Origin of the sequence: Micromonospora olivasterospora (assembly GCF_007830265.1) — a bacterium.
In the GTDB taxonomy this organism is placed as follows: Bacteria; Actinomycetota; Actinomycetes; order Mycobacteriales; family Micromonosporaceae; genus Micromonospora; species Micromonospora olivasterospora.
In genome coordinates this window covers 5,785,625-5,808,429 of sequence record NZ_VLKE01000001.1, presented here as the reverse complement: position 1 = coordinate 5,808,429, position 22,805 = coordinate 5,785,625, and the positions used below count along the sequence as shown (strand labels likewise).

The 22,805-nt window shown below is 75.9% G+C and carries 19 protein-coding genes and 4 pseudogenes; 12 read left to right on the top strand and 11 right to left on the bottom strand.

The features are described 5' to 3' along the window. Positions 1-65: 65 nt before the first annotated feature. The 6 genes and pseudogenes from lsrF to JD77_RS26660 form a co-directional block, all read right to left on the bottom strand. Positions 66-950 carry a 3-hydroxy-5-phosphonooxypentane-2,4-dione thiolase gene (gene lsrF, locus JD77_RS26680; protein ID WP_145776668.1) on the bottom strand — a complete coding sequence of 295 codons (885 nt, stop codon included), beginning with the start codon at positions 948-950 and terminating at the stop codon, positions 66-68. Further along, positions 943-1,962, bottom strand: coding sequence for an ABC transporter permease (locus JD77_RS26675; protein WP_145776667.1), 1,020 nt, complete (start codon positions 1,960-1,962; stop codon positions 943-945). Before JD77_RS26675 ends, lsrF begins: the two co-directional genes overlap by 8 nt. After that, positions 1,962-2,921, bottom strand: a complete 960-nt coding sequence (locus JD77_RS26670; protein WP_145776666.1) for an ABC transporter permease — start codon at positions 2,919-2,921, stop codon at positions 1,962-1,964. Before JD77_RS26670 ends, JD77_RS26675 begins: the two co-directional genes overlap by 1 nt. Beyond that, positions 2,918-3,736, bottom strand: coding sequence for an ATP-binding cassette domain-containing protein (locus tag JD77_RS35665; RefSeq protein ID WP_425463599.1), 819 nt, complete (start codon positions 3,734-3,736; stop codon positions 2,918-2,920). Before JD77_RS35665 ends, JD77_RS26670 begins: the two co-directional genes overlap by 4 nt. Positions 3,737-3,949: 213 nt before the next feature. Then, positions 3,950-4,525 (bottom strand): annotated as a pseudogene (locus JD77_RS35660) (ATP-binding cassette domain-containing protein); the annotation flags it as partial. A gap of 107 nt (positions 4,526-4,632) precedes the next feature. Then, complete coding sequence (locus tag JD77_RS26660) at positions 4,633-5,739, bottom strand: ABC transporter substrate-binding protein (RefSeq protein WP_145776664.1); 1,107 nt, start codon at positions 5,737-5,739, stop codon at positions 4,633-4,635. A gap of 268 nt (positions 5,740-6,007) precedes the next feature. Between JD77_RS26660 and JD77_RS26655 the strand changes: the two genes are divergently transcribed. Then, a complete protein-coding gene (locus JD77_RS26655; RefSeq protein WP_145776663.1) occupies positions 6,008-6,751 on the top strand; it encodes a GntR family transcriptional regulator in 744 nt (247 codons plus the stop codon). Between the two features lie 67 nt (positions 6,752-6,818). Here the strand turns inward: JD77_RS26655 and JD77_RS26650 are convergent, their stop codons facing one another. Further along, a complete protein-coding gene (locus JD77_RS26650) occupies positions 6,819-7,088 on the bottom strand; it encodes a DUF1343 domain-containing protein (protein ID WP_145776662.1) in 270 nt (89 codons plus the stop codon). A 123-nt stretch (positions 7,089-7,211) separates the two neighbouring features. Here JD77_RS26650 and JD77_RS26645 point away from each other — a divergent pair, with 123 nt between their 5' ends. Next, positions 7,212-7,472 carry a hypothetical protein gene (locus tag JD77_RS26645; RefSeq protein ID WP_170286317.1) on the top strand — a complete coding sequence of 87 codons (261 nt, stop codon included), beginning with the start codon at positions 7,212-7,214 and terminating at the stop codon, positions 7,470-7,472. A 39-nt stretch (positions 7,473-7,511) separates the two neighbouring features. Here JD77_RS26645 and JD77_RS26640 read toward each other — a convergent pair. After that, positions 7,512-9,940, bottom strand: a pseudogene (locus JD77_RS26640) (CDP-alcohol phosphatidyltransferase family protein). A gap of 110 nt (positions 9,941-10,050) precedes the next feature. Here JD77_RS26640 and JD77_RS26630 point away from each other — a divergent pair. The 10 genes and pseudogenes from JD77_RS26630 (at position 10,051) to JD77_RS26585 (ending at position 19,567) form a co-directional block, all read left to right on the top strand. Beyond that, entirely contained in the window at positions 10,051-11,052 is a 1,002-nt protein-coding gene (locus tag JD77_RS26630) for a zinc-dependent alcohol dehydrogenase (RefSeq protein WP_145776659.1), read from the top strand. A gap of 4 nt (positions 11,053-11,056) precedes the next feature. Continuing rightward, a complete protein-coding gene (locus JD77_RS26625; protein ID WP_145776658.1) occupies positions 11,057-11,455 on the top strand; it encodes a 6-pyruvoyl trahydropterin synthase family protein in 399 nt (132 codons plus the stop codon). Positions 11,456-11,487: 32 nt separating this feature from the next. After that, positions 11,488-12,534 (top strand): glycosyltransferase family 4 protein, encoded by a 1,047-nt coding sequence (locus tag JD77_RS26620; protein ID WP_246141352.1) that lies wholly within the window; start codon positions 11,488-11,490, stop codon positions 12,532-12,534. 73 nt (positions 12,535-12,607) lie between these two features. Next, a pseudogene (locus JD77_RS26615) lies at positions 12,608-13,443 on the top strand (class I SAM-dependent methyltransferase). Then, complete coding sequence (locus tag JD77_RS26610) at positions 13,440-14,405, top strand: lysylphosphatidylglycerol synthase transmembrane domain-containing protein (RefSeq protein ID WP_145776657.1); 966 nt, start codon at positions 13,440-13,442, stop codon at positions 14,403-14,405. Before JD77_RS26615 ends, JD77_RS26610 begins: the two are co-directional and overlap by 4 nt. A gap of 12 nt (positions 14,406-14,417) precedes the next feature. Beyond that, entirely contained in the window at positions 14,418-15,071 is a 654-nt protein-coding gene (locus JD77_RS26605; protein WP_145776656.1) for a GTP cyclohydrolase II, read from the top strand. 56 nt (positions 15,072-15,127) lie between these two features. Further along, positions 15,128-15,904, top strand: a complete 777-nt coding sequence (locus JD77_RS26600) for a RibD family protein (protein ID WP_145776655.1) — start codon at positions 15,128-15,130, stop codon at positions 15,902-15,904. A 345-nt stretch (positions 15,905-16,249) separates the two neighbouring features. Further along, entirely contained in the window at positions 16,250-17,140 is an 891-nt protein-coding gene (locus JD77_RS26595) for an SPFH domain-containing protein (protein WP_145776654.1), read from the top strand. 356 nt (positions 17,141-17,496) lie between these two features. Next, a pseudogene (locus JD77_RS26590) lies at positions 17,497-18,722 on the top strand (MFS transporter). Positions 18,723-18,763: 41 nt separating this feature from the next. Beyond that, positions 18,764-19,567, top strand: a complete 804-nt coding sequence (locus tag JD77_RS26585; RefSeq protein ID WP_145776653.1) for a maleylpyruvate isomerase family mycothiol-dependent enzyme — start codon at positions 18,764-18,766, stop codon at positions 19,565-19,567. Between the two features lie 58 nt (positions 19,568-19,625). On the opposite strand, the gene JD77_RS26580 is transcribed toward JD77_RS26585, so the two are convergent. The 3 genes from JD77_RS26580 to JD77_RS26570 form a co-directional block, all read right to left on the bottom strand. Beyond that, the gene (locus JD77_RS26580) at positions 19,626-20,042 is read right to left on the bottom strand and encodes a YchJ family protein (protein WP_145776652.1); all 417 of its coding nucleotides are present in this window, start codon (positions 20,040-20,042) and stop codon (positions 19,626-19,628) included. A gap of 99 nt (positions 20,043-20,141) precedes the next feature. Further along, complete coding sequence (locus JD77_RS26575; RefSeq protein WP_145776651.1) at positions 20,142-20,807, bottom strand: C39 family peptidase; 666 nt, start codon at positions 20,805-20,807, stop codon at positions 20,142-20,144. An 889-nt stretch (positions 20,808-21,696) separates the two neighbouring features. After that, positions 21,697-22,803 (bottom strand): magnesium and cobalt transport protein CorA, encoded by a 1,107-nt coding sequence (locus JD77_RS26570; protein ID WP_145776650.1) that lies wholly within the window; start codon positions 22,801-22,803, stop codon positions 21,697-21,699. Positions 22,804-22,805 lie beyond the last annotated feature (2 nt).

Sequence of the window (22,805 nt, the reverse complement as noted above, 5' to 3'; positions counted from 1 at the left end):
GGGGGCTCCCGGGAGGGGGTGCGGGGCGCGGGACCGGTGGGCGGTCCCGCGCCCCTCGGGGACGGTCAGGAGGCTGCGGAACCGGCCGCCCGGTCCTGGAAGAGCTCGTACGCCTCCGCGGGCTTGAGGTCGTCGTGCACCACCGCCCGAACCGCGGCGAGCATCGCGGCGGCGTGCTCGCTCTGGAAGATGTTGCGGCCCATGTCGACGCCCGCGGCGCCCTCCTGCATCGACCGGTACGCCATGGTCAGCGCGTCCAGCTCCGGCAGCTTCTTGCCGCCGGCGACGATGATCGGCACCGGGCAGGCCGCGGTGACCGTCTCGAAGCCCTCGTTGACGTAGTACGTCTTGACGATGTGCGCGCCCATCTCGGCGCTGATCCGGGTGGCGAGCCGGAAGTAGCGGGCGTCGCGGACCATGTCCTTGCCGACCGCCGTCACCCCCAGCACCGCGATCCCGTGCCGCTGCCCGGCGTCGACCAGGGCGGCCAGGTTCGCCACCGAGCGGGACTCGTGTTCCCCGCCGATGAACACCTGGATCGCCAGCGCCGCCGCGTTGAGCCGCACCGCGTCCTCGATGTCCAGGGCGATGTGCTCGTCCGAGAGGTCCTTGAGCACGCTCGGGCCGCCGCTGGCGCGCAGCACCACGCCGGCGGTGCTGTGCGACGGGATGCTGGTGCGCAGGGCGCCCCGGGTCATCATGATCGCGTCGGCGTCCGGCACGAGCGGGGCGATCATGGTGTCGATCCGCTCCAGCCCGGCCATCGGGCCGAGGAAGTAGCCGTGGTCGAAGGCGAGCATCACGGTCCGGCCGTTGGGCTGGAAGATCCGCGACAGCCGGTTCTGCAGGCCCCAGTCCTGGGCCTGCGCCCCCTTGACGTGGAAGCCGGTGGTCGGGCGCCCGCCCCCGGTGAAGGTGCGGGCCTCGAGCAGACCGTCGGTGTCAGCCATGGGTGGTGTCTCCTGTGATCGTTGCAGGGGTGGTCGCGGCCGCGGGGCGCGACCGGCGACGGGTTCGGGCGCCGGTGGCGGGGCCGCGCAGGGCGCCGCCACCGGCGAGGAAGAGGACGAACAGCACCAGACCGCCCTTGAGCAGGTTCTGCGCGGCGGTGCTCCAGCCGACCAGGTTGACCAGGCCGTCGAGCAGGATGAAGAACAGCGCGCTGCCCCAGATGCCGACCGGCACGGCCCGGCCGCCCGAGATGAGCGTCCCGCCGATCACGACGACGGCGACCGAGTCGAGCAGGTAGCGGGTGCCCAGGTCGGGCGACGGCGCGATGTAGGCGGCGAGCAGCGCCCCGGCCAGCCCGGCGAGGGCGCCGCTGGCCAGGTAGGTGACCGCGATGACCCGGGCGACCGGGACGCCGGCCCGTTCCGCGGCCGGCCGGCTCTGGCCGACCGCGAGCAGCGACCGCCCGTACGTGGTGCGGCGCAGCAGGACCACGACGAGCGCGGTCAGGGCGGCGACCGCGACGGCGAGCACGGGCACGCCGGCCGGGCGCAGGTTGAGTAGCCGGCGCAGGCCCTCGTCGGGCACGGCGGTGAACCCGTCGGCGAGCGACAGCGTCAGCGACGAGGCGACGAGCCCGGCGGCCAGGGTGGCGATGATCGGCGGGACGGACAGCCCGAGGATCGCCACCACGCTGATCACCGCGATGGCCAGGCCGGTGCCGATCCCGGCGAGGATGCCGAGCGCCACGGAACCGGTCGTCGCCGCGACCTGCACCGACACGAACCCGGCGAGGGACACGACGGAGGCCACCGACACGTCGATGTTGCCCGGCCCCGCGGTGATCACGAGCATCTGGCCGAGGCCCACGACGACCAGGTACGGCGCCAGGGACAGGGCGAGCGACACGGTCTGCCCGCCGCCCTGGGAGGAGATGGCCAGGATGGTGACCCAGACCAGCGCGGCGGCCAGGAAGCCCCAGATCCAGGGGCGGGCGAGGGTACGGGGAATCATCAGCGGAGCACCTTTCCGACCACGACGCGGCCGGCGAGCACGGCCAGCACGATGACGCCCTGCACGGCCGACTGCATGTTCGACGGCACGTCCAGCAGGCTGAGGACGACGCTGACCAGGCCGAGGGTGACCCCGCCGATGGCCACGCCCCACGGCACGGCGGTGCCGCCGGCGAACGAGCCGCCGCCGAGGATCACGGCCGCGACGCTGATCAGCGTGTAGCTGGTGGCCGACGACACGTCCCCGCCGCCGGTCTGCGAGGCGAGCACCAGCCCGGACAGCACGCCGAGGGCGCCCGCCACCGCGTACGCGACCGCCCGAGCGGCCAGCGGACGCAGGCCGGCCCGTCGCAGCGCCACGGGGTTGCTGCCCAGCGCGCGGACCCGGACCCCGACGGAGCTGCGCGAGGACAGCAGCCAGACCAGCGCCGAGACGACCAGGATCGGCAGCACCGGCGCGGGGAAGCCGGCCGGCTGCCAGGAGCCGAAGGTGGCGAGCCAGGACGGGGTGGTGCCGCCCGGGGTGGGCAGCAGGAACAGGCCCAGCCCCAGCCACACGAAGGACGCGCCGAGCGTGGCGATCAGCGAGGGCACCCGGCGCAGGTGGATCAGCGCGCCGAGGACGGCGTACCCGGCGACGAGGCCGAGCAGCACCAGCGCGCCCACGCCGGGGGAGGAGACCAGCAGGGTGGCCGAGACGACGGTCACCAGGCCCACGAAGTTGCCGATCCCCAGGTCGATGTCCCCGACGGACATCAGCACCATCTGGGCCTGGGCGGCGACGACCAGTGGGACGGTCGCCGAGAGGATCAGCGTCAGACCGGGGACGGTCAGCACGCCGGGCTGCAACGACGCGCAGACGGCGACCATGGCGGCCAGCGCGACGGCGCTGACCACCGCGGGCGCGGTACGGCGCAGCAGGGCACGCGGCGGCACGGCCGCCGCGACGAGGTTGGTCATCGCGGTGCTCCGGTGGACTCGGACGTGGCGGGGGACGCGGCCCCGGACAGGGCCGGGACCGGCCCGGACGCGGACTCGGATCCGGCGGCGGACTCCGCGAAGGAGACGGCGATGATCCGCTCCTCGGAAATCTCGTCGCCGCTCAGCTCGGCGACGACCCGCCCCGCCCGCAGCACGTAGACCCGGTCGCAGTGCGCCATCTCGGCGTTCTCGCTCGAGTACCACACGACGCTGCGGCCCCTGGCCGCCTCCTCGCGGATCAGCGCGTACAGGTCGGTCTTGGTGTGCACGTCGACGCCCCGGAACGGGTCGTCGAGCAGGACGAGGTCCGCCGTCGAGGCGAACGCCCGGGCGACGATGACCTTCTGCTGGTTGCCGCCGCTGAGTTCGGTCATCGCGGCGTCGGCGCCGCCGCGCACGGCCAGCCGGTCGACCCAGCCGCGGACGGTCGCGGTCTCCGCGGCCATCCGCCGGAACCCGCCCCGGGCCAGGCCGCGCATCGCGGTGATCGTCAGGTTCTCCGCCACCGACCACAGGGGCAGCACCCCGGAGCGCTGCCGGTCGCCCGGCACGTACGCGCGGGTGCCCCGGACCGTGGTGTCCCGGCGGACCGGGCGCCAGAGCCGCTCCAGCACCTCCTGCTGGCCCTGGCCGGCGAGGCCGGCCAGGCCCACCACCTCGCCCGCGCCGACCCGGATCGACACGTCGCGCAGCCCCTGGCCGGTCGCGCCGCGCAGCTCGGCCAGCGCCGGCCGGTCGGCGCCCGCGCCGGCCGGGGCGGTGACGGCGGCGGACTCGGCGACCTCGGCCCCCATGAGCAGGAGCACGTCCCGCTCGCCGAGGCCGGCGGCGGGCCGCTCGGCCACCACCGCGCCGTCGCGCATCACCGCGACCCGGTCCGCCACGGACAGGACCTCGCCGATGCGGTGCGAGATGAGCAGGACGGCGGTGCCCCGGGCGGCGAGCCGCCGGACGTGGTCGTACAGGGTGCGGGCGGCGTCCGGGCCGAGCGACTCGGTCGGCTCGTCCAGGATCAGCAGGTCGAGGCGGTCGACCAGGCTGGCCCGGGCGATCTCCACCATCTGCCGCCGGGCGATGGACAGGTCCGCGACCCGGTCCCGGGGCGACACCCCGTGCCCGGGGAACATCTCGTCCAGCCGGCGGCGGACCGCCGCCCCGGCCGCCCGCCGCCAGCCCAGCCGCGGCAGGCAGTGGCGCGAGGAGAGCCAGATGTTCTCCGCGACGGTCAGGTCTGGGCACAGCGAGGTCTCCTGGTACGCCATGCGTACCCCGCGGAAGGCGGTGGCGCCCGGGCCGGCGTCGCGCGGCGACACCTGGGTGCCGCCCACCACGACCGTGCCCTGGTCGCAGGGCTCCAGGCCGGCGAGGACGCGCATGAGCGTGCTCTTGCCGGCGCCGTTGTGGCCGACGAGGCCGACCACCTCGCCCGCGCGGACGTCGAGGTCCACGCCGGTGAGGGCGCGGGTGCGTCCGTACGCCTTGGTCACCCCACGGGTGGTGACCACCGTTCGCGCCGCGGCGGGGGACCGGTCGTCGCGCGGCGGGGCGGCGACGGATCCCGGCGGCGGGTTGTCGACGTGCATGATCCGCTTCTCCTCTGGTCGGGGGCGGGCCCCGGTCGTCCCCGACCCGTCCGGCCGGTGGGCCGGGTGCGGGTCGGGGCGACCGGGCCGCCTTTCGACGGCCTGGGTCAGTTGGCGGCCGTCGGGATCGGCGGGCGCACCGGGTCGCCACCGGACTTCACGGCCTCCACCTGCTGGCGGAACAGCTCCTGCGTCCACGGCCAGGCGGCGTACTCGTCGGGCTTCAGCGCGCCGGCCCAGGCGGCGAGGTCCTTCTGCTCGACCAGGACGATGGGGAAGGTCAGCTCCTTCGGGACGTCCTTGCCGGCGAGCAGGTCGAGCGCCTCCCACAGCGCCGCCACCGACTGGCCCGGGTCGGACATGACCGCGACCGAGCCGTTGTCGAGCTTGCTGTCCCTCCAGTAGTTCAGCGCGCGGCCGTTGGTCTCGAAGGTCAGCGCCGGGATCGGCTTGTTGGCGGTGGTGAACGCCTGGGCGACGCCGTAGCCGTCGCCGCAGCCGATGACCCCGTCGATCTTCGGCACGCTGGACAGCACGCCGAGGACGGCCTTCTGCGCCTTGGCGCCGTCGCACAGGCCGTTGACGGTGGCGGCGACCTTCACGTCGGGGTACTTGGCGAGGATGTCCTGGGTGGTCTGGTACATCTCGGCCTCCGGCTGGGAGCCGACCACGCCGCGGCTGACGATGACGGTGCCCTTGCCGCCGATGCCGTCGATCAGCGGCTGGGCGGCGGCGGTCGCCCAGTCCTTGAAGCTGTTGAGCAGCACGTGGGCGCACGGCGCGTCGATGGCGGAGTCGAACACCACGACCTTGATGCCGGCGTTGCAGGCCTGCTCGATCACCGGCTTGAGGGCGGTCGGCGAGGCCGGGTCGATGAGCAGGGCGTCGGGCTTCTGCAGCAGCAGGCTCTTGATCTGGGCGACCTGCTCGGTCGCGGAGTTCTCGCCGGGCGCGTTGACGACCTTGAACTTGCTGATCAGGCCGTCCTTCTGGGCCTGCGTGGCGGCGGCCTCGAACTTGGCGATCATCGTCTGCCGCCAGCCGTTGCCGATGAACCCGTTGCTCAGGGCGATGAACGGCTTGTCGTCGCCGGCGCCCGCGGCGGCGTTGTCGCCGCCGGCGGAGCCGCAGCCGGTCGCCGTCGCGCCGAGGGCCACGGCGAGGGCGGCGGCGAACAGGGCCCGTCGACGCCGGGGCGGGGGTGTGGTGCGCATGGGGGGCCTCCATCGGGCGGACCCGCCGGAGCGGGAGTGGTGGTGTCGGGTGCGCCGGACCGGCAGGGGACCGCGAACGGCGCGCCAGTCATTACAGACCTGTAGTGACAGGTGCGCTAGATGGAAATCACAAAGGTGTTTCAGATCACAGTCGAGCCGGTTGCGGAGGCGTGACCACCTGCGGCCTCCCGCAACCGGGTCGAAAGCCTGTCATGACATCTCGGAATGGCCATGGCATGCTGTAGCCGGTCGATGGGAGAGGGAATCCATGACGATGACGTACCGGCGGCTCACGCGGGACGCGGGCGAGCCGCTGTGGATGCAGCTGATGCGGGCACTGCGCGGCCAGATCGAGACCGGTGAGATCGGCCCGGACCAGCCGCTGCCCTCGGAGGCGGAGCTGAGCGACATCTACGGCGTGTCCCGGACGGTCGTCCGCGAGGCGCTGCGCGAGCTCGTCCAGCAGCGGATGATCTACAAGGTCAAGGGGCGGGGCGCCTTCGTGGCCCCGCGCAAGACCGAGTTGCGCTTCGTCGGCTCCGTCTCCGGCTCCGCCGACGACCTGCGCGAGTCCGGCCGCCGGGTCACCACCCACACCGTCAGCCAGAGTCTCGGGAAGGCGGACAAGCGCGAGGCGGACCTGCTGCGGCTGCCGCCGGGCGCGCCGGTGGTGCGGATGCGCCGGCTGCGCAGCGTCGACGGCCAGCCGTGGCTGCTCGTCGACACCGCCCTGCCGGCCGCCCTGGTGCCCGGCCTGGAGCGGGCCGTGCTGGAGAACCAGTCCCTGTACGACGTGCTGCGCCGCCGGTACGGGCTGGAGCCCGCCGCGGCCGACCGCTGGATCGAGGCGGTCTTCCCCGAGCCCGAGGACGCCGCGCTGCTGGAGGTCACCACCTCCACGCCGCTGCTCGGCATCGAGTCGGTGGCCTGGCTGCCCGACGGCACCCGCTTCGAGGCGTACCACGCCCTGCACCGCAGCGACCAGACGCGGTTCTACGTGGGCATCCGCTGACGGGAACGCCCCACGTCCGACGGTCCGACCAGGACGGCGGCCGGGTGGGCCCGGCCGCCGCGCCCGGTCAGTAGAGCAGGTACGGCCGGCGCTGCCGGTCGAACGCGGCCAGCTCGTCGGCCCAGGCGCCCACCACGTCGGCCACGTCGGCGCGGATCGGGTCGTACGCGGCCCGGTCCACGATCTTCACCTCGACGCCCGCGCAGAGCTTGTTGAGCAGCGCCGGCTTCTGCCCGGCGGACGTCGGCGAGAAGTACGCCTCCCGGAACTCCACCCCCGGCCGCCGCCCCTCGTGATCACCCGGCGCGAGGGCGGGGTGACGTGCCGAAACTCTCACGTCCAGCAGGTTTGACGGCGGCGCCGGGCGGTGAAGAGTGGGAGCCAGCGACGACGAGAGGGGTCACGCGTGTCCGAAACACCGCACCACCGGGCCAGTGACGGCACAGTTCCACCGGCCGACGTGACGGACCCGCTGCTGTGGCGGCTGGCGTACGACGTCGCCAGCGCGCACGAGCCGGACGAGAACGGCCGCTGCCGCAACCTGCTCTGCGCAGACCAGCCCTCGCCGTGCACCCCGCTCGTCAACGCCGAGCGGGCGCTCGGCCTGTCCCGGGGCGCCGCGCCGGCGCAGTCGCCCGCCGAGCAGACTCCGGAGCCCCTGGCCCTGCCCGCGCAGCCGGTGCCCGCGCAGCGCGGCGGCGCCGACCGCGAGGCCGCCTGAGGCCGTCTACCCGGTGCGACCGAACGCGCGGCACCCCGGTCAGCGGCGCGGGACGGCGCCCGGCGACGCCCCGGACGGCGGAAACCCGGCCGGGCCGGGCCGCGACCCGAACGCGGCCAGGAACCGGTCCCGGAAGTCGTCCATCCGCCACACCGGCGCCCCCGGGCCGGGGCGCAGGCCGTCCCGCCAGCCCCAGCCGGCGATCCGGTCCAGCACGGCCGGGTCACGGGCCACGACGGTCACCGGCACGTCCCGGCCGGCGTCCGGGCCGGTGACCACCGGGGCGGGCTGATGGTCGCCGAGGAACACCAGCACCAGGTCGTCGTCGCCGTACGTCTCGACGTACGAGATCAGCGTCGCCAGGGTGTATTCGACGCTGCTGCGGTACCCGGCGCGCACCTGCGCCGTCGAGCGGCGCACCGCGTCCCGGCCGCCGGGGGTGACCGTCGTGGCGTGTCCGAACACCGAGCCGTCGCCGAGCTCGTTCCAGCCCAGCGGACGGGGGACGAGGGTCCACGGGGAGTGGCTGGAGGTCAGCGCGATCTCGGCCATCACCGGCGGCCGGTCGGCGCCGGCGCGCTCCCGGCGCTGGAAGACCGACAGCGCGTACTGGTCGGGCATCGGGGCGTAGCCGAACGCCGGCCCCCGGTAGCCCAGGGCCCGGTTGTCGTAGAACTCGTCGTACCCGTAGAACCGGCCCTCCGGCCAGTCCTCGACGGCCGCCGGCATCACCCCGACCGTGCGCCAGCCCGCCCGGTGGAACGCGCCGCCCAGGGTGAGCCGGTCCCCGGCCAGCAGGCTGCGGTGCCGCTGCTCGCTGTCGATCCACAGCCCGGACAGCAGCGTGGCGTGGGCCAGCCAGCTCCCGCCGCCCGCCGTCGGCGAGGTGAGGTACGCGCTGCGGGCGCCGAAGCCCGCCGCCCGCAGCCGGGCGGTCCCCGCGTCGAGCACCCCGCCGACCCCGGGCGCGAACTCCGGGTCCTCGACCGCGTCCCGCCCGTAGCTCTCCACGAACGCGACGACGACATCCTTGCCGCGCAGGCCGGTCAGCAGTTGCCCGCCCGGGGCGTCCCGGAACGGGTCGGCGGCGACCTGCGCGGCGAACACGTCCCGGTCGGCCAGGCCCACGCGCACCCGCGCGGCATGGTCGCGCACGAGGGCGCTGGCGCCGGAGTCGGCCACCGGCACGCCGAACGCGGCGCACGCGACCCAGCCCACGGTCAGCGCCGCCACGGCCCGGGTGGCCCCGGCGTGGTGCCGGGCGAGCAGCGCGGCCAGCCGCAGCACCGCCAGCGCGCCGAGCACCAGCAGGCCGACGGCGAGCAGCACGGCGGCGACGACGGCGGCCGTCGCCCCGGCCCGGCCGACGGAGTCGGCGAGGAAGCCGGTCGCGTCGTCCAGCAGCGCCCAGTCGGACACCGGGTCGAACGGCCGGTCCAGCGCGCCGGCGAATCCCAGGTCCGCGAGCTTCAGGACGGCCAGCAGTCCGAGCGCCGCCCCGGCCAGCGCGGCCACCGGACGCCGGACCCGAGCCGGCAGGGCCAGCAGCACGGCGGCGGCCAGCAGGGCCTCGACCGGCAGGCGCAGGAACGCCCACGGGGTCACCTCGCCCGGCCGGACCGGCGCGGCGAGGACGGCCAGCACGAGCAGCCCCGCCAGCCCGCTCGTCACGCCCGCCCGCAGGCGCCGCCACCGGCCGCCGGGCGGGCGCCCCGCGTCGCCGCCCCTCACGCCGACACCCCGCCCGGCAGCCGGGCCGGCTCGGCACCCGGGCGTCGGCGCGCCCGGCGCCGCCAGAGCCAGCCGACGTCCCGGCCGAACGACTCGACGAGCAGGGCCAGCGCGCCGGCCAGCAGCGCGGTCGCCGCGACCGGCGGCAGCACCCCGGCCGCGGCCACCGCGAGGGCCACGCCCTGCGTCGCGGCGACCACCTTGCGCCAGGGACGCGGCGGCAGCGTGCCGCGCAGCCACGGCAGCGCCCACCCGGCGGCCACGAAGGCGTACCGCATCGCCCCCATCGCGAGCACCCAGCCGCCGACCGTCGGCGCCAGGTGGGCGCCCAGCAGCAGGATCAGGTACGCGTCGACCTCCATGTCGAAGCGCGCCCCGAGCGCGCTGGCGGTGCCGGTGCGCCGGGCCACCTGCCCGTCCACCGCGTCGAGCAGCAGCGCCATCACCGTCAGCGCGACCAGCGGCGGCACGGGCGCCGGCCGGTCGAACCCGTCCACGACCAGCGCGGTCACCCCGCCCACCAGAAGGGCCCGGCCCAACGTCACCACGTCGGCCGGCCCCAGTCCGGCCGCCCCGGCCCGGCGCAGGCCCCGCGCCAGCAGGGCGCAGACGACCATCCCGTACGCCAGCCCGGCGCACCAACCGGCCGGGCCGAGCCCGACGGTCGCGTCCAGGCCCGCCAGGACGACGAACTGGGCGATCGGTCCGGTGACCGGACCGCGTTGAACCCTGGGCACCGCGCCTCCGTGACTGATGATCGACGGGACGGCCGTCGCCGACCGTCGACACACACCACGGACGGCGGGCCCGGACGGTTCGACCGCCGGGAAACCACGAGGAGGTCGAGGTGCGCCACGAGGGAACGACCGACGCCTCGCGGGCGTACGCGTTCTGGCTGCGCGAGCCCGGGGCGGGGGAGATCCGGGAGGCGACGCTGCCCGCGCCCGGCCCCGACGAGGTGCTCGTCCGCGCCCGGTACTCCGGGGTCAGCCGGGGCACCGAGACGCTGGTCTTCGCCGGCCGGGTCCCCACCGACCAGTACGCCGCCATGCGCGCCCCGTTCCAGGAGGGCGACTTCCCCGCCCCCGTCAAGTACGGCTACCTGAGCGTCGGCGTCGTGGAGCGGGGCCCGGCGGCGCTGCGCGGGCGTACCGTCTTCTGCCTGCACCCGCACCAGACCGCGTACGTGGTGCCGGCCGACGCGGTGGTGCCCGTACCGGACGGGGTGCCGGCGGCCCGCGCGGTGCTCGCCGGCACCGTGGAGACCGCCGTGAACGCCCTGTGGGACGCCCCGCCGCTGGTCGGCGACCGGGTGAGCGTGGTCGGCGCCGGCATGGTCGGCGCCTGCGTCGCGGCGCTGCTCGCCCGCTTCCCCGGGGTGCGGGTCGAACTGGTCGACGCCGACCCCGGCCGGGCGGCCGTGGCCGCGGCGCTCGGCGTCGACTTCGCCCCGCCCGAGGAGGCCACCGGCGGGCGCGACCTCGTGGTGCACGCCAGCGCCACCTCGGCGGGCTTGCAGCGGGCGCTGGACCTGCTCGCCCCCGAGGGCACGGTGCTGGAGCTGAGCTGGTACGGCGACCGCCCCGTCACCCTGTCGCTGGGCGGGGCGTTCCACTCCGGCCGGCTGACCGTGCGCAGCAGCCAGGTCGGCCGGGTCGCCCCGGCCCGCCGGGGCAGCCGCACGTACGCCGACCGGCTCGCGCTGGCCCTGGAACTGCTCGCCGATCCCGCGTTCGACGCGCTGATCACCGGCCGCTCGCCGTTCGCGGAACTGCCGGACGTGCTCGCCGCACTGAGCGCGGGACGCCTGCCGGCGCTGTGCCACCTCATCACCTACCAGGGGGAGTGACAACATGTTCAGCGTGACCGTCCGCGATCACATGATGATCGCCCACAGCTTCCGGGGCGAGGTCTTCGGGCCGGCGCAGCGCCTGCACGGGGCCACGTTCGTCGTCGACGCCACGTTCCGCCGGCCCGACCTCGACGCCGACGGGATCGTCGTCGACATCGGCCGGGCCACGGACGCGCTGAAGGAGATCCTCGGCGAGCTGACGTACCGCAACCTCGACGACGAGCCGGCGTTCGCCGGGACGAACACCACGACCGAGGTGCTGGCCCGTACGGTCGCCGACCGGCTCGCCGACCGGGTGCGCGCGGGCGACCTGGGTGCGGGGGCGAGCGGGCTGACCGCGATCGCCGTCACCCTGCACGAGTCGCACGTCGCCTGGGCCAGCTACGAGCGCCCCCTGTGACCGGCCCGCTACGAGCGCCCGCCGTGGCCGCGGTGGGCGCGGGCGGCCGTGAGGTGCACGTGGTGCTGCCCGACGACATCGACGACCCGGCCACCCCCAGCGGCGGCAACCACTACGACCGGCGGGTCTGCGGCGGGCTGGCCGAGGCCGGCTGGCGGGTCCGCGAGCACCCGGTGCCGGGCGGCTGGCCCGCGCCCACCCCGGCGGCGCGGGCGGACCTGGCCGGACGCCTCGCGGCGCTGCCCGACGGCGCGGTGGTGCTGCTGGACGGGCTGGTCGCCTCGGTGGCGCCGGACGCGCTGGCGCCGCACGCCGGCCGGCTCCGCCTCGTCGTGCTGGTGCACCTGCCCCGCGAGGACGCCGTCGAGGCCCGCGCCCTGGCCGCCGCCACCGCCGTCGTGGCCACCAGCGGCTGGGCCCGCCGCCGACTGCTCGACCGGTACGCGCTCCCCGCCGACCGGGTGTACGTGGCCACGCCGGGGGTCGACCCCGCGCCGTCGGCGGCCGGGACGCCCGCCGGCACCGAGCTGCTGTGCGTGGCGGCGGTGGCCCCGCACAAGGGCCACGACGTGCTGCTGACCGCCCTGGCGGCGGTCGCCGACCTGCCCTGGCGCTGCGTGTGCGTCGGCGCGACGACCCGCGCCCCGGACTTCGCCGAGGGGCTGCGCCGGCGGGCCGAGCGGACCGGCCTGACCGGGCGGGTACGGCTGATCGGCCCGCGTACCGGCCCCGGGCTGGCGGCCGCGTACGCCGCCGCCGACCTGCTGGTGCTGGCCTCGCGCGGCGAGACGTACGGGATGGCGGTCACCGAGGCGCTGGCGCGGGGCGTACCCGTGCTGGCCACCGACGTCGGCGGCCTGCCGGAGGCGCTGGGGCTCGCCCCGGGCGGCGAGCGGCCCGGCCTGCTGGTGCCGCCCGACGACCCGGCGGCGCTGGCCGCCGCCCTGCGCCGCTGGCTCGGCGACGCCGGCCTGCGGGAGCGGCTGCGCCGCGCCGCCCGTGCCCGCCGGGACACCCTGGCCGGCTGGGACGCCACCGCGGCGGCCCTCGCCGCCGCGCTGAAGGAGTCGACGACATGAGCGAGCGCAGCGAGCGAATCAGCCAGCTCAGTGCCACAGCTCATGCCGGCGCCGAGCGCAGCGAGGTGACGACATGAGCGACGGCTACGACCCCACCGGCGTCAGCCACGACCCGGACGCCTTCGCCGGCTGGCTGCGGCTGCGGGAGGCCGCCGACGCGGCGGCGCGCGCCGCCGACCTGCTCGAACCGCTGCGCCGCCCCCCTACGGGCGGCGGGCCGACCGTCGTCCACGACCTCGGGGCGGGCACCGGGTCGATGGTCCGCTGGCTGGCCCCCGGCTGCCCGGCCCGCAGCACTGGGTCCTGTACGACCGCGACCCCGTCCTGCTCCGCCGCGCCCACCCCCGGCTGGCCGCCGCCGACGGCGCCCCGGTCACCGTGGCGACCCGGCGGGCCGACATCACCCGGCTGACCGCCGCCGACCTCGCCGGCGCCTCGCTGGTCACCGCGTCCGCGCTGCTGGACATGCTCACCGCCGAGGAGATCGAGCGGGTCGTCGCCGCCTGCGCCGGCCGCCCCACCCTGTTCACCCTCTCGGTGGTCGGCCGGGTCGAGCTGACCCCGCCTCACCCGCTGGACGACGAGGTCGCCAAGGCGTTCAACGACCACCAGCGGCGCACCGTCGCCGGGCGTACGCTGCTCGGCCCGGACGCCCCGGAGGCCTGCGTCGCCGCGTTCGCCCGGCACGGCGTGGCGGCGACCGTCCGGCCCAGCCCCTGGCGGCTCGGCCCGGAGCAGGCAGCGCTGGCGGCCGAGTGGTTCGCCGGCTGGCTCGACGCGGCCCGCGAGCAGCGGCCCGAGCTGGCCGGCCCCGCCGAGGCGTACGGCCGCCGGCGGCTGGCGCAGGCGCGGGCCGGCCAGCTCGGCGTTCTCGTCGACCACCGCGACCTGCTCGCCGGCTGCCCATGAGCGTCGTGCCGGGGCTGCCCGCGTCGTTCTGGCGGTGGGCGCGGACGCTCGCCGGGGTGGCCGTGCTGGCCCTGCTGCTGCGGCAGGTGGGCGGCGGCCCGTTCGTCGCCGGGCTGCGCCTGATCGACGGCCCGGCGCTCGCGGCGGCGCTCGGCGCCGGCCTGCTCACCACCGTCTGCGCGGCTTGGCGGTGGCGCCTCGTCGCGGGCGGGCTCGGCGTACGGCTGCCGCTCGGCGCGGCCGTGGCGCACTACTACCGGGCCGTGTTCCTGAACGCGACGCTGCCCGGCGGGGTGCTCGGCGATGTGGACCGCGCGGTCCGCCACGGGCGCGACGCCGGTGACCTCGGCCGGGGCGTGCGGGCGGTGGTGTGGGAGCGCGCCGCCGGCCAGCTGGTCCAGGGGGTGATCGCGGTGGTGGTGCTGGCCGCGTTCCCGTCGCCGGTGCGGCCGTACCTGCCGGTGGCCGTGGCGCTGCTCGCCGCCGGAACGCTCGGCGCGGTGCTGCTGGCTTGGGCGGCGCCGAGGCTCGGCGCGTCGGCCTGGGCACGGGCGCTGCGGGCGGCGGTGGCCGACGTCCGTGCCGGCCTGCTGGCCCGCCGCACCTGGTGCGGGGTGCTGCTGGCCTCCGCCGCGGTGGTCGCCGGCCACCTGGCCACCTTCCTGGTCGCCGCGCGTACGGCGGGGGCGGCCGCGCCGCTGTCCCGACTGGTGCCGCTGACCCTGCTCGCGCTGCTGGCGATGGGCATACCGTTGAACGTGGCCGGGTTCGGGCCGCGCGAGGGGGTGGCGGCCTGGGCGTTCGGGGCTGCGGGCCTCACCGCCGCGCAGGGCGTCGCCACCGCCACGGTGTACGGGGCCCTGGTCCTGGTGTCGAGCCTGCCCGGGGCGGTGGTGCTGCTGGCCCGCCGCCGCCCGGGGCCCGTCACCCGGCCGGCGCGCCCCGAGCGGCTGACCGCCTGACGAAGGAGAGCCATGTCCCGAGCACTGCCGAGCGCGACCGTCCGGACGCAGGTGACGGTTCCGCTGCGCTTCTCCGACGGCTACGCCACGACCGCCCGGGTGTTCTCGTTCCACGGCCTGTCCGACGGCGGCGAACACCTCGCGTTCGGGGTGGGGGACTGGGCGGCCGCCCTGGACCGGGCCGCCGCCGGCGGGCCGCCCGCGCTGGTCCGCCCGCACAGCGAGTGCCTGACCGGGGACGTGTTCGGCAGCCAGCGGTGCGACTGCGGTCCGCAGCTGCGTGAGGCGGTCGAGCGCATCGCCGAGCCGGGCGGCCTGGTGCTCTACCTGCGGCAGGAGGGCCGGGGCATCGGCCTGTACGCCAAGCTCGACGCGTACGCCCTGCAGGACTCGGGGCTGGACACCTACGAGGCGAACCTGGCCCTCGGCCGTGGCGCCGACGAGCGCGACTACACGGTCGCCGCCCAGATGCTGCTGGCCCTCGGGGCCGACCGGGTGGCCCTGCTCACCAACAACCCGGACAAGGCCGAGCAGCTGCGCCGGCTCGGGATCGAGGTGGTCGGACGGGTGCCCACGGCGCTGCACCTGTCCCCGGCGAACGCCGGCTACCTGGCGGCCAAGGTCAGCCGGGCAGCCCACACCATCGACCTCTCCGTCGTCCCGTGAGCGCCCCGGCCTCGGGCCCCGCGCGCCCGGGCCCCACTGTGGCGGACGGCGGGGTCGTGCCGCAGGACCGGCCGTACGTGCTGCTGTCCTGTGCCATGTCGATCGACGGCTACATCGACGACGCCACGGACCAGCGGCTGCTGCTGTCCAACGAGGCGGACCTGGACCGCGTCGACGCCGTACGGGCGGGGTGCGACGCCATCCTGGTCGGCGCCGGCACCGTCCGCCTCGACGACCCGCGGCTGGTGGTGCGCTCGCCGGAGCGTCAGCAGCGGCGGGTCGCCCGCGGCCTGCCCCCGTCGCCGACGAAGGTCACCGTCACCGCCACCGGCGATCTCGACCCGGCGGCCCGGTTCTTTACCGTCGGCGACGCCGAGCGGATCGTCTACTGCGCGCCGGCGGCGCTGGAGAAGGCCCGGCACCGCCTGGCCGGGCTGGCCACGGTGGTGGAGGCGCCGCCCGGCTGCACGGCGCCGGCGGGCGGCGTCGGGGCCGGTGGCGTCGCGTCGGCCGGCCCCGACGCCGGCGAGCCGGTCGGCTGTGCCGGGGTGCTGGCCGACCTGGCCGCCCGGGGGGTGCGCCGGCTGATGGTCGAGGGCGGCGCGGGCGTGCACACGCAGTTCCTCGGGGCGGGGCTCGTCGACGAGCTGCACCTGGTGGTCGCCCCGTTCTTCGTCGGCGACCGCCGCGCGCCCCGGTTCCCCGGCGACGGCCGGTTCCCGTGGCACCCGGGCCGGCGGGCGATCCTCGCGGAGGCCCGCCAGATCGGCGACGTCGTGCTACTGCGTTACGCCCTCTCCGACCGCTGCGGGAGCGACCCGGGTCACGTGTGATTCGGCGGTCCGCTCGGCGCCCTCAGCTTCTCCGGCCCGGGGGCAGGTCACGCAGGGCCGCCCGGACACCGAGCGCGGAGCGCCTGGCCATCACAGCAACGTGCCCGCCCAGGCGCACGGCTACGTGTCCGGCTGCGCCGGCCGCCCGCGCGACGCCGTCCGGGCGGTGACCCGCGACGGGCGTGCGCCACCCGGCGGCCTGCCCGCCGCGTCCGCCCCGGCACGCCGGTTCGCGCCGGTCCACCCGCCCGTGCCGGGCGGCGACGTGGGACCGGGGCGAATGCCGGGCTGCGCAGCGGGTATGTGCGGCGCCGGGAGGCGGAGGCCTCCGGGATCGAGGGGGACATGGCAGTTGGCGCCGTCGTCGGCCTGATCATCGTCGTCGTGCTCGCGCTGCTCCTGCTGGCGCTGAGCGTCCGGATGGTGCAGCAGTACCAGCGCGGCATCGTCTTCCGCTTCGGACGGGTGCTGGACCGCGTCCGCCAGCCCGGCCTGCAGTTGATCGTGCCGGTCGCCGACCGGATGGTGCGGGTGAGCATGCAGACGACCGTCATCGGCGTGCCCGCGCAGGGCGTCATCACCCGGGACAACGTCACGCTGACCGTCGACGCGGTCGTCTACTACCGGGTGGTCGACCCGGTCAAGGCGCTGGTCAACGTGCGCGACTACCCGGCCGCGGTGCTCCAGGTGGCGCAGACCGCGCTGCGCTCGGTGATCGGCAAGGCGGACCTGGACACCCTGCTCCGCGACCGGGACCGGATCAACGCGGAGCTGAAGGCGGTCATCGACGCTCCGACCGAGAAGCCGTGGGGCCTGCTGATCGAGCGGGTCGAGGTCAAGGACGTGTCGCTGCCGGAGGGGATGAAGCGGTCCATGTCCCGGCAGGCCGAGGCCGAGCGGGAGCGCCGCGCCCGGGTCATCGCTGCCGACGGCGAGTTCCAGGCGTCCCGCCGGCTGGCCGACGCGTCCCGGACGATGGCGGACACTCCGGGGGCGTACCAGCTGCGGCTGCTGCAGACCGTGGTGGACGTGGCGGCGGAGAAGAACAGCACCCTGGTCATGCCCTTCCCGGTCGAGCTGCTGCGCTTCTTCGACGTGGTCGCCCGGGGCCACCGGCCGGCCGAGCCCGCCGCGGCGCCGGGTGGTGGCCCGTCCGGCACGCCCGAGCGGGAGCCGGTCGCCGCACCGACGGGTGAGCGGGCGGACGGCCACCGCGGTCAGCCGCCGGCCCGGTGACGCGCGCCCCGGCCGCGTCCCTGGGCCTTCCGGTCGCGCCGGGCTTGCGCGGGCTGGGCCCCGGCACGACACCTAGCCTCCTAGGATGCTTTACGGGCTGTGCCGACCCGCACCGCTCACGCCACCCGGGATGCGGACACCGCCGTCACCCGAGCAGGGGACCGCCCGACAGGACGAGCGCCGATTCGGCGGGGCGGCGGGCGTGTCCGGGGGCGGCAGGTGGCGCGGCACGCCGCGCGTCACCTGCCGAAACGATTCCGGCCCTGGCGAGGTTGATCCGACGTCGACGACCGCCGTCAGTGGGCCGCCGGGGATGCGTACCTCGGGTGTCCGTCCGCATCCCCGTGGAAGGTCCCATGGTTCTGATCTCCACCCGCGTGCCCGACACGTCGGTCCGCCGGCTGGCGGCCACCCTGTACGGCTACGCGTTCCTGTCCGACCTCGTCCTGCTCTATCCGCTGTACGCGCTGCTGTTCAGCGACACCGGGCTGTCCGTGTGGCAGATCTCCGCCCTGTTCGCCGTCTGGTCGGCGGCCGGTCTGGTGCTGGAACTCCCGTCGGGGGCGTGGGCCGACACGGTGTCGCGTCGGCTGCTGCTGTGCCTCGCGCCGCTGTGCGCCGCCGCCGGGTTCGCGCTGTGGGTGCTCGTGCCGTCGTATCCGGCGTTCGCGGCCGGCTTCGTGCTCTGGGGCGCGGGCGGGGCGCTGCGCACCGGGGCGCTGGAGGCGCTCGTCTTCACCGAGCTGGACCGCGGGGGCGCGGCCGGCCGGTACGCCCGGGTCATCGGCCGCGCCCGCACGGCGGAGGTGCTGGCGGTCATGGCGTCGATCGCGCTGGCCGGGCCGGTGTTCGCCTGGGGTGGGTACCCGGCCGTAGGGGCGGCCAGCGTGCTGGTGTGCCTGCTCGCCGCCGCCGTCGCCACCGGCTTCCCCGAGCACCGCGCGGCCGACGTCCCCGCCGGAGCCGCGGCGCGCGTGCCCGGGGGCCCGGCGAGGGGCGGGGCTGGTGGGGCAGCCTGCGGTGCGGCCTGGCCGAGGTCCGCGCCGATGCCCGCGTACGCCGGGCAGTGCTGCTGGTGGCGGTCGTGACCGCGGTGTGGGACGCGGTCGGCGAGTACGTGCCGCTGCTGGCCCGGGAATCCGGCGTGGCAGAGTCGACGGTGCCGCTGCTGGTCCTGCTGGTGTGGGCCGGGGTGACCGTCGGAGGCCTGCTCGCCCCGGTGGGGGAGCGGTGGGGCCGGCGCGGCCTCGCCGGGCTGCTGGCGCTGGCCGCGTCGGCCCTGGCGGCCGGGGCGGGCGTCGGGCGTCCGGCCGGGTTCGTGTTGATCGCCGTGGCGTTCGCGGCGTTCCAGCTCGCGACCGTGCTGACCGGCGCCCGGTTGCAGGCGAGCATCACCGGGCCGGGTCGGGCCACGGTCACCTCGCTGGCGGGGATGGGCACCGACCTGACCATCGTGGGCGTGTACGGGGCGTACGGGCTGGTGGCCACGGCGGCCGGCAACCGGGCGGCGTTCGTCTGGGCCGCCGTGCCGTACCTGGCGGTGGCGGCGCTGGTGGCCCTCGGCCGGCGCGCCCGGGCGTGACGGTGCGGCGCGCTGTCGGTGGTGGGGCCTAGCCTGAGGGCATGCGTCGCCTGGGGTACGACCGTCTGCGCGCCGAGATCACCGAGCAGAGCGAGTTGCTGGCCGGCCATCTGGCCGGGGCCGACCTGACCGTGCCCGTGCCCTCGTGCCCGGGGTGGAACGTCGGCCAGTTGGGCCGGCACCTGGGCGGTGGGCAGCGCTGGGCTGAGTCGATCGTGCGGACGCGCCCGCAGGCTGCGCCGCCGGACGACTCCTTCCGTGACCTCACCCCGTACGCGCGGGAGGATCCGGCGGTGCTCGGCCCCTGGCTGGTCGAGGGGGCGCGGGAGTTGGCCGGGGCGCTGGCCACGGCGGGGCCGGACGCGCCGGTGTGGACGCCGCTGCCGCCCGGCGCGGGGGATCCCGGCAGCACGTTCTGGGCGCGGCGGTTCGCCCACGAGACGCTGATGCACCGGCTCGACGCGGCCCTGGCGCTGGGGGCGGCGTTCACCGTCGGCGAGGAGTTGGCGCTGGACGCCCTCGACGAGTGGATGGAGCTGGGGTCGCTGCCGATGATGCTCGACGTGCATCCGCGGCAGCGTGAGCTGCTCGGCCCGGGCCGCACGGTCCACCTGCACGCCACCGACGCGGGGCCGGGCGTGGCGGCGGAGTGGCTGGTCGACCTGACCGGCGACGCCGTCGCCTGGCGTCCGGCGCATGAGCGGGCGGCCGTGGCGGTGCGGGGTCCGCTGACCGAACTGCTGCTGGTGGTCTACCGCCGGCGGCCGGTCGACGCCGGGACGGTGGAGGTGCTGGGCGACCGGGGTCTGCTCGACTTCTGGCTGGACCGGGTCGGGTTCGGCTGACCATCGGGCGGCGGCGTGGCCATCGGCTTCGGCCTGGGCTCACTGAACGTCGGGGGCCTCAGTCCGGCAGGGCGTCCAGGTAGACCCAGCGCCCGCTCTCGCGGACGAATCGGCTGTGTTCGGTGAGCGTTCCCGGCCGGCCGCCCTGGCGGTAGTGGGCCCGGAACGCGACGCTGCCGGCGGTGTCGAACAGGCCGCCCCGGTCGGTGCCGAGGATCTCCAGTCGCGTCCACCGGTGGTCGGGGTCGAGGCGCAGCGACTCCGGTCGGGTGCCGGAGTGCCAGCTGCGCAGCAGGTACGCCGTGTCGCCGACGGCGAACGCGCTGAACCGGGACCGCATCAGCGCCTCCGCCGTGGCCGCGTCCGCCTCGCCGCGGTGCAGCCGGCCGCAGCACTGGGCGTACGGCTGGCCGGCGCCGCACGGGCAGGCGCGGGTCGCCGCGTCCGCGCCGCCGCGGCTGTGTCGTTTCGCCATCCCTTCATCCTGCCGCGTGCCCGGCGCGGGTACGTCGAAGGGCCGGCCCCTCGCTGGGGGTCGGCCCTTCGTGTTGTCTCCTGTGGTTCGGGTTTGCGGTCAGGAGGTGGTGCTGTAGCCGCGGGTGGCGATCCAGTCGGCGAGGTTGTCGACGGTGAGGTGGTAGGAGGCTTGGTCGGGGTTGGCGGAGTCGGCGATGGTGACGGTGTGGCCGTTGTCGTGGTAGCCGACGATGCTGATGTAGTGGCCGCCTTCGAAGGAGTGGGTGGTGCCGTCGGTGTCGGTGGTGGTGCCGGCGATGTTGGCGACGACGGCCTTGCCGTTGTCGATGGTGCGGACGATGTCGGCGCGCAGGGTGTCGGTCTGCGTGTCGGTGGCCTTGGTGTCGCGGATCTCGACGGATTTGTAGACGTTGCCGCCGGTTTCCTTGTTCAGGACGGGGGTGATGTCGTTGATGCTGTTGGTGCCGTTCTCGGTGGTGCCCATTTCCTTGGCCATGGCGTCGACGTCGATGTTCTTGCCCTGGACGGACAGGGCGTTGCGGGTGGCGGCGGGGCCGCAGTAGTAGAAGTTGGGCTGGGCCTGGTAGCGGACGTCGAGTTCCCGCTCGCCCGCGGGTTTGCGGTCGGCCTGGGTGTGGGTGGCCTGGGTGGGCTTGTGGGCGGGTGCGGCGTGGGCGGCGATGGCGGGTCCGGCGATGCCGCCGGCGGTGGCGGCGATGCCGGCAACGGTCAGGGCGGTCTTGCGGATCAGGTCGGTACGCATGATGAGGGAACCTTTCGATCGGGGGCGCGCGGCAACACGCCGGGGGCGGCGCGCCGCGCGGAAGGAAAGGGGAAGAGCGCGAGGGGCTCGGGTCCCGGCGATGGTGCCTGGCTCGGGTGGCCCGGGGTGTAACGCCCGGGGGCGGCGGGTGATTCCCGCGGGTCGCGGCTTCCCGGGGTTGGGTTCGGCCCGATGCTCGGGCGCATCCCGGGGGTGTAACGCGCCGGGGCGGCGGGGCCATTCCACCGGGGCAGCCGGAGGCATTCCACCCACTTCGTCGCCGGCCGGGGGCGTCGTGGTGCCCCGCCACGTCGCCGACATGGCGGGATCCCCCTGGCGTGGATGCCCCTATGTCGGCGACATGGGGTCAACCGGGCCCGGAGAGACCGGCCGGGGGGTGGTGGTGCGCGCGATGTCGCCGACATGGCGGGATCCGCTGGGCGTGGATGCCCCCATGTCGGCGACATGGGGTTGATGACCGCCCCCGGGCCGCGTCAGTGCCCGATGGGTCAAGGGGGCGGGGGCGCAAACCGCCGCGTGGGCCCGGCCGCCATTCCACGACCACCCGCCGACCATGGGACATTCACCCCCAAACCGGACACGCGGCCGCCGCCCGGGTCGCCGCCCGGCTGCCGCCCCGGCTGCCGCCCCGGCCGGCGTCCCGCCGGCGTCCCGCCGGCGCACCGCCGGCCGGGAACTCCCTCTCGCCGACCGGCCCCCACCGGGAGCGGATGCCGGCAGCGCGCCGGACCGGCACCCGAGGCCACACTTTCGGGGAAACTGTCCCCTCGACTGGCGGTATGGCCACTCTTTCCCCGAAACTGCGCGAAATTTCTGTCCCGCCCCGGGGGGCGGGGCGGTGCGAGGGTGGAATGGGGGGTGGGGGCGGTCAGAGCCAGCCGGAGCGGCGGAAGAGGCGGTGGAGGGTGAACGCGGCGGCCGCCATCACCAGCAACGCGGCCGGGTAGCCGTAGCGCCAGTTCAGTTCCGGCATGACCGCGAAGTTCATGCCGTAGATCCCGGCGACGGCGGTCTGCGTCGCGGCGATCGCCGCCCATGCGGCGATTTTGCGCATGTCGTTGTTCTGCTCGACGGCCAGCTGTGCCAGTCGGGACTGCAGGAGCGAGTTGAGCAGGTCGTCGTACGCGCCGACACGGTCGACCGCCCGGGCGAGCTGCCCCTCCACCTCGACGAACCGGCTGCGCAGTGCCGGCGGTGGGCCGTCGGGGCGCGGCTCGGTGAGCGTGCGCAGTGGCGCCTGCAACGGCAGTACGGCCCGCTTGAACTCCACGATTTCCCGTTTGAGCTGGTAGATCTGCTGGACATCGGCGGACCGGTCGCGGGCGAAGACCGTCTCCTCCACGCGTTCCAGGTCGTGCTCGACGTGCCCGGCGACCTCCAGGTACAGGTCGACCATGCGGGCGCACACGGCGTACGCGACGGCCCAGGGGCCCTCCGCGAGTACCGCCGGGCGGCCCTGGATGCCCTCGCGGACCGGGGTCAACGCACCGGCAGCGCCGTGCCGGACGGTGATGACGAACCGGTCGCCGAGGAACACCATCACGTCCCCGGTGTCGATCACCTCGGAGGTGCCCGTCAGTTCGGCGTGCTCGACGTAGCCGGCGGTGCGCAGCACCAGCAGCGTCGCCGTGCCGTGCCGTTGCAGGGTGGGGCGGTGCCCGTCGGCGACGGCCTGCTCGACGCTGAACGCGTCCAGGCCGAAGGTCCGGCCGACGTCGGCCATCACCGCCGGTGCCGGCTCGTGCAGGCCGAGCCAGACGAAGGACCGTCGGTGGCGGGTCTGCGTGTACGCGTCGGCGTAGTGCGGACGTCCGGGCTGGCGGCGCCCGTCGGCGTAGACCGCGCAGTCGACCACGGCGTCCGGGTTGGCGGGGCGGCTGGGCGGCGCGGCCCGGGCGGGGCGGCCGCCCAGCGCGCGTCGCAGCAGTTGGGGCAGCCGTCGCCGCCAGCGGGTACGCGTGGGCTCCTGGTCCACCG

Coding starts and splice junctions, on each gene's coding strand:
- JD77_RS35665 (WP_425463599.1), bottom strand. CDS start 3,736: ATGGGGGCCGAGGTCGCCGAGTCCGCCGCCGTCACCGCCCCGGCCGGC.
- JD77_RS26605 (WP_145776656.1), top strand. CDS start 14,418: ATGTCCCGAGCACTGCCGAGCGCGACCGTCCGGACGCAGGTGACGGTT.
- JD77_RS26595 (WP_145776654.1), top strand. CDS start 16,250: ATGGCAGTTGGCGCCGTCGTCGGCCTGATCATCGTCGTCGTGCTCGCG.
- JD77_RS26575 (WP_145776651.1), bottom strand. CDS start 20,807: ATGCGTACCGACCTGATCCGCAAGACCGCCCTGACCGTTGCCGGCATC.
- JD77_RS26625 (WP_145776658.1), top strand. CDS start 11,057: ATGTTCAGCGTGACCGTCCGCGATCACATGATGATCGCCCACAGCTTC.
- JD77_RS26660 (WP_145776664.1), bottom strand. CDS start 5,739: ATGCGCACCACACCCCCGCCCCGGCGTCGACGGGCCCTGTTCGCCGCC.
- lsrF (WP_145776668.1), bottom strand. CDS start 950: ATGGCTGACACCGACGGTCTGCTCGAGGCCCGCACCTTCACCGGGGGC.
- JD77_RS26670 (WP_145776666.1), bottom strand. CDS start 2,921: ATGACCAACCTCGTCGCGGCGGCCGTGCCGCCGCGTGCCCTGCTGCGC.
- JD77_RS26675 (WP_145776667.1), bottom strand. CDS start 1,962: ATGATTCCCCGTACCCTCGCCCGCCCCTGGATCTGGGGCTTCCTGGCC.
- JD77_RS26580 (WP_145776652.1), bottom strand. CDS start 20,042: ATGGCGAAACGACACAGCCGCGGCGGCGCGGACGCGGCGACCCGCGCC.
- JD77_RS26585 (WP_145776653.1), top strand. CDS start 18,764: ATGCGTCGCCTGGGGTACGACCGTCTGCGCGCCGAGATCACCGAGCAG.
- JD77_RS26655 (WP_145776663.1), top strand. CDS start 6,008: ATGACGATGACGTACCGGCGGCTCACGCGGGACGCGGGCGAGCCGCTG.
- JD77_RS26610 (WP_145776657.1), top strand. CDS start 13,440: ATGAGCGTCGTGCCGGGGCTGCCCGCGTCGTTCTGGCGGTGGGCGCGG.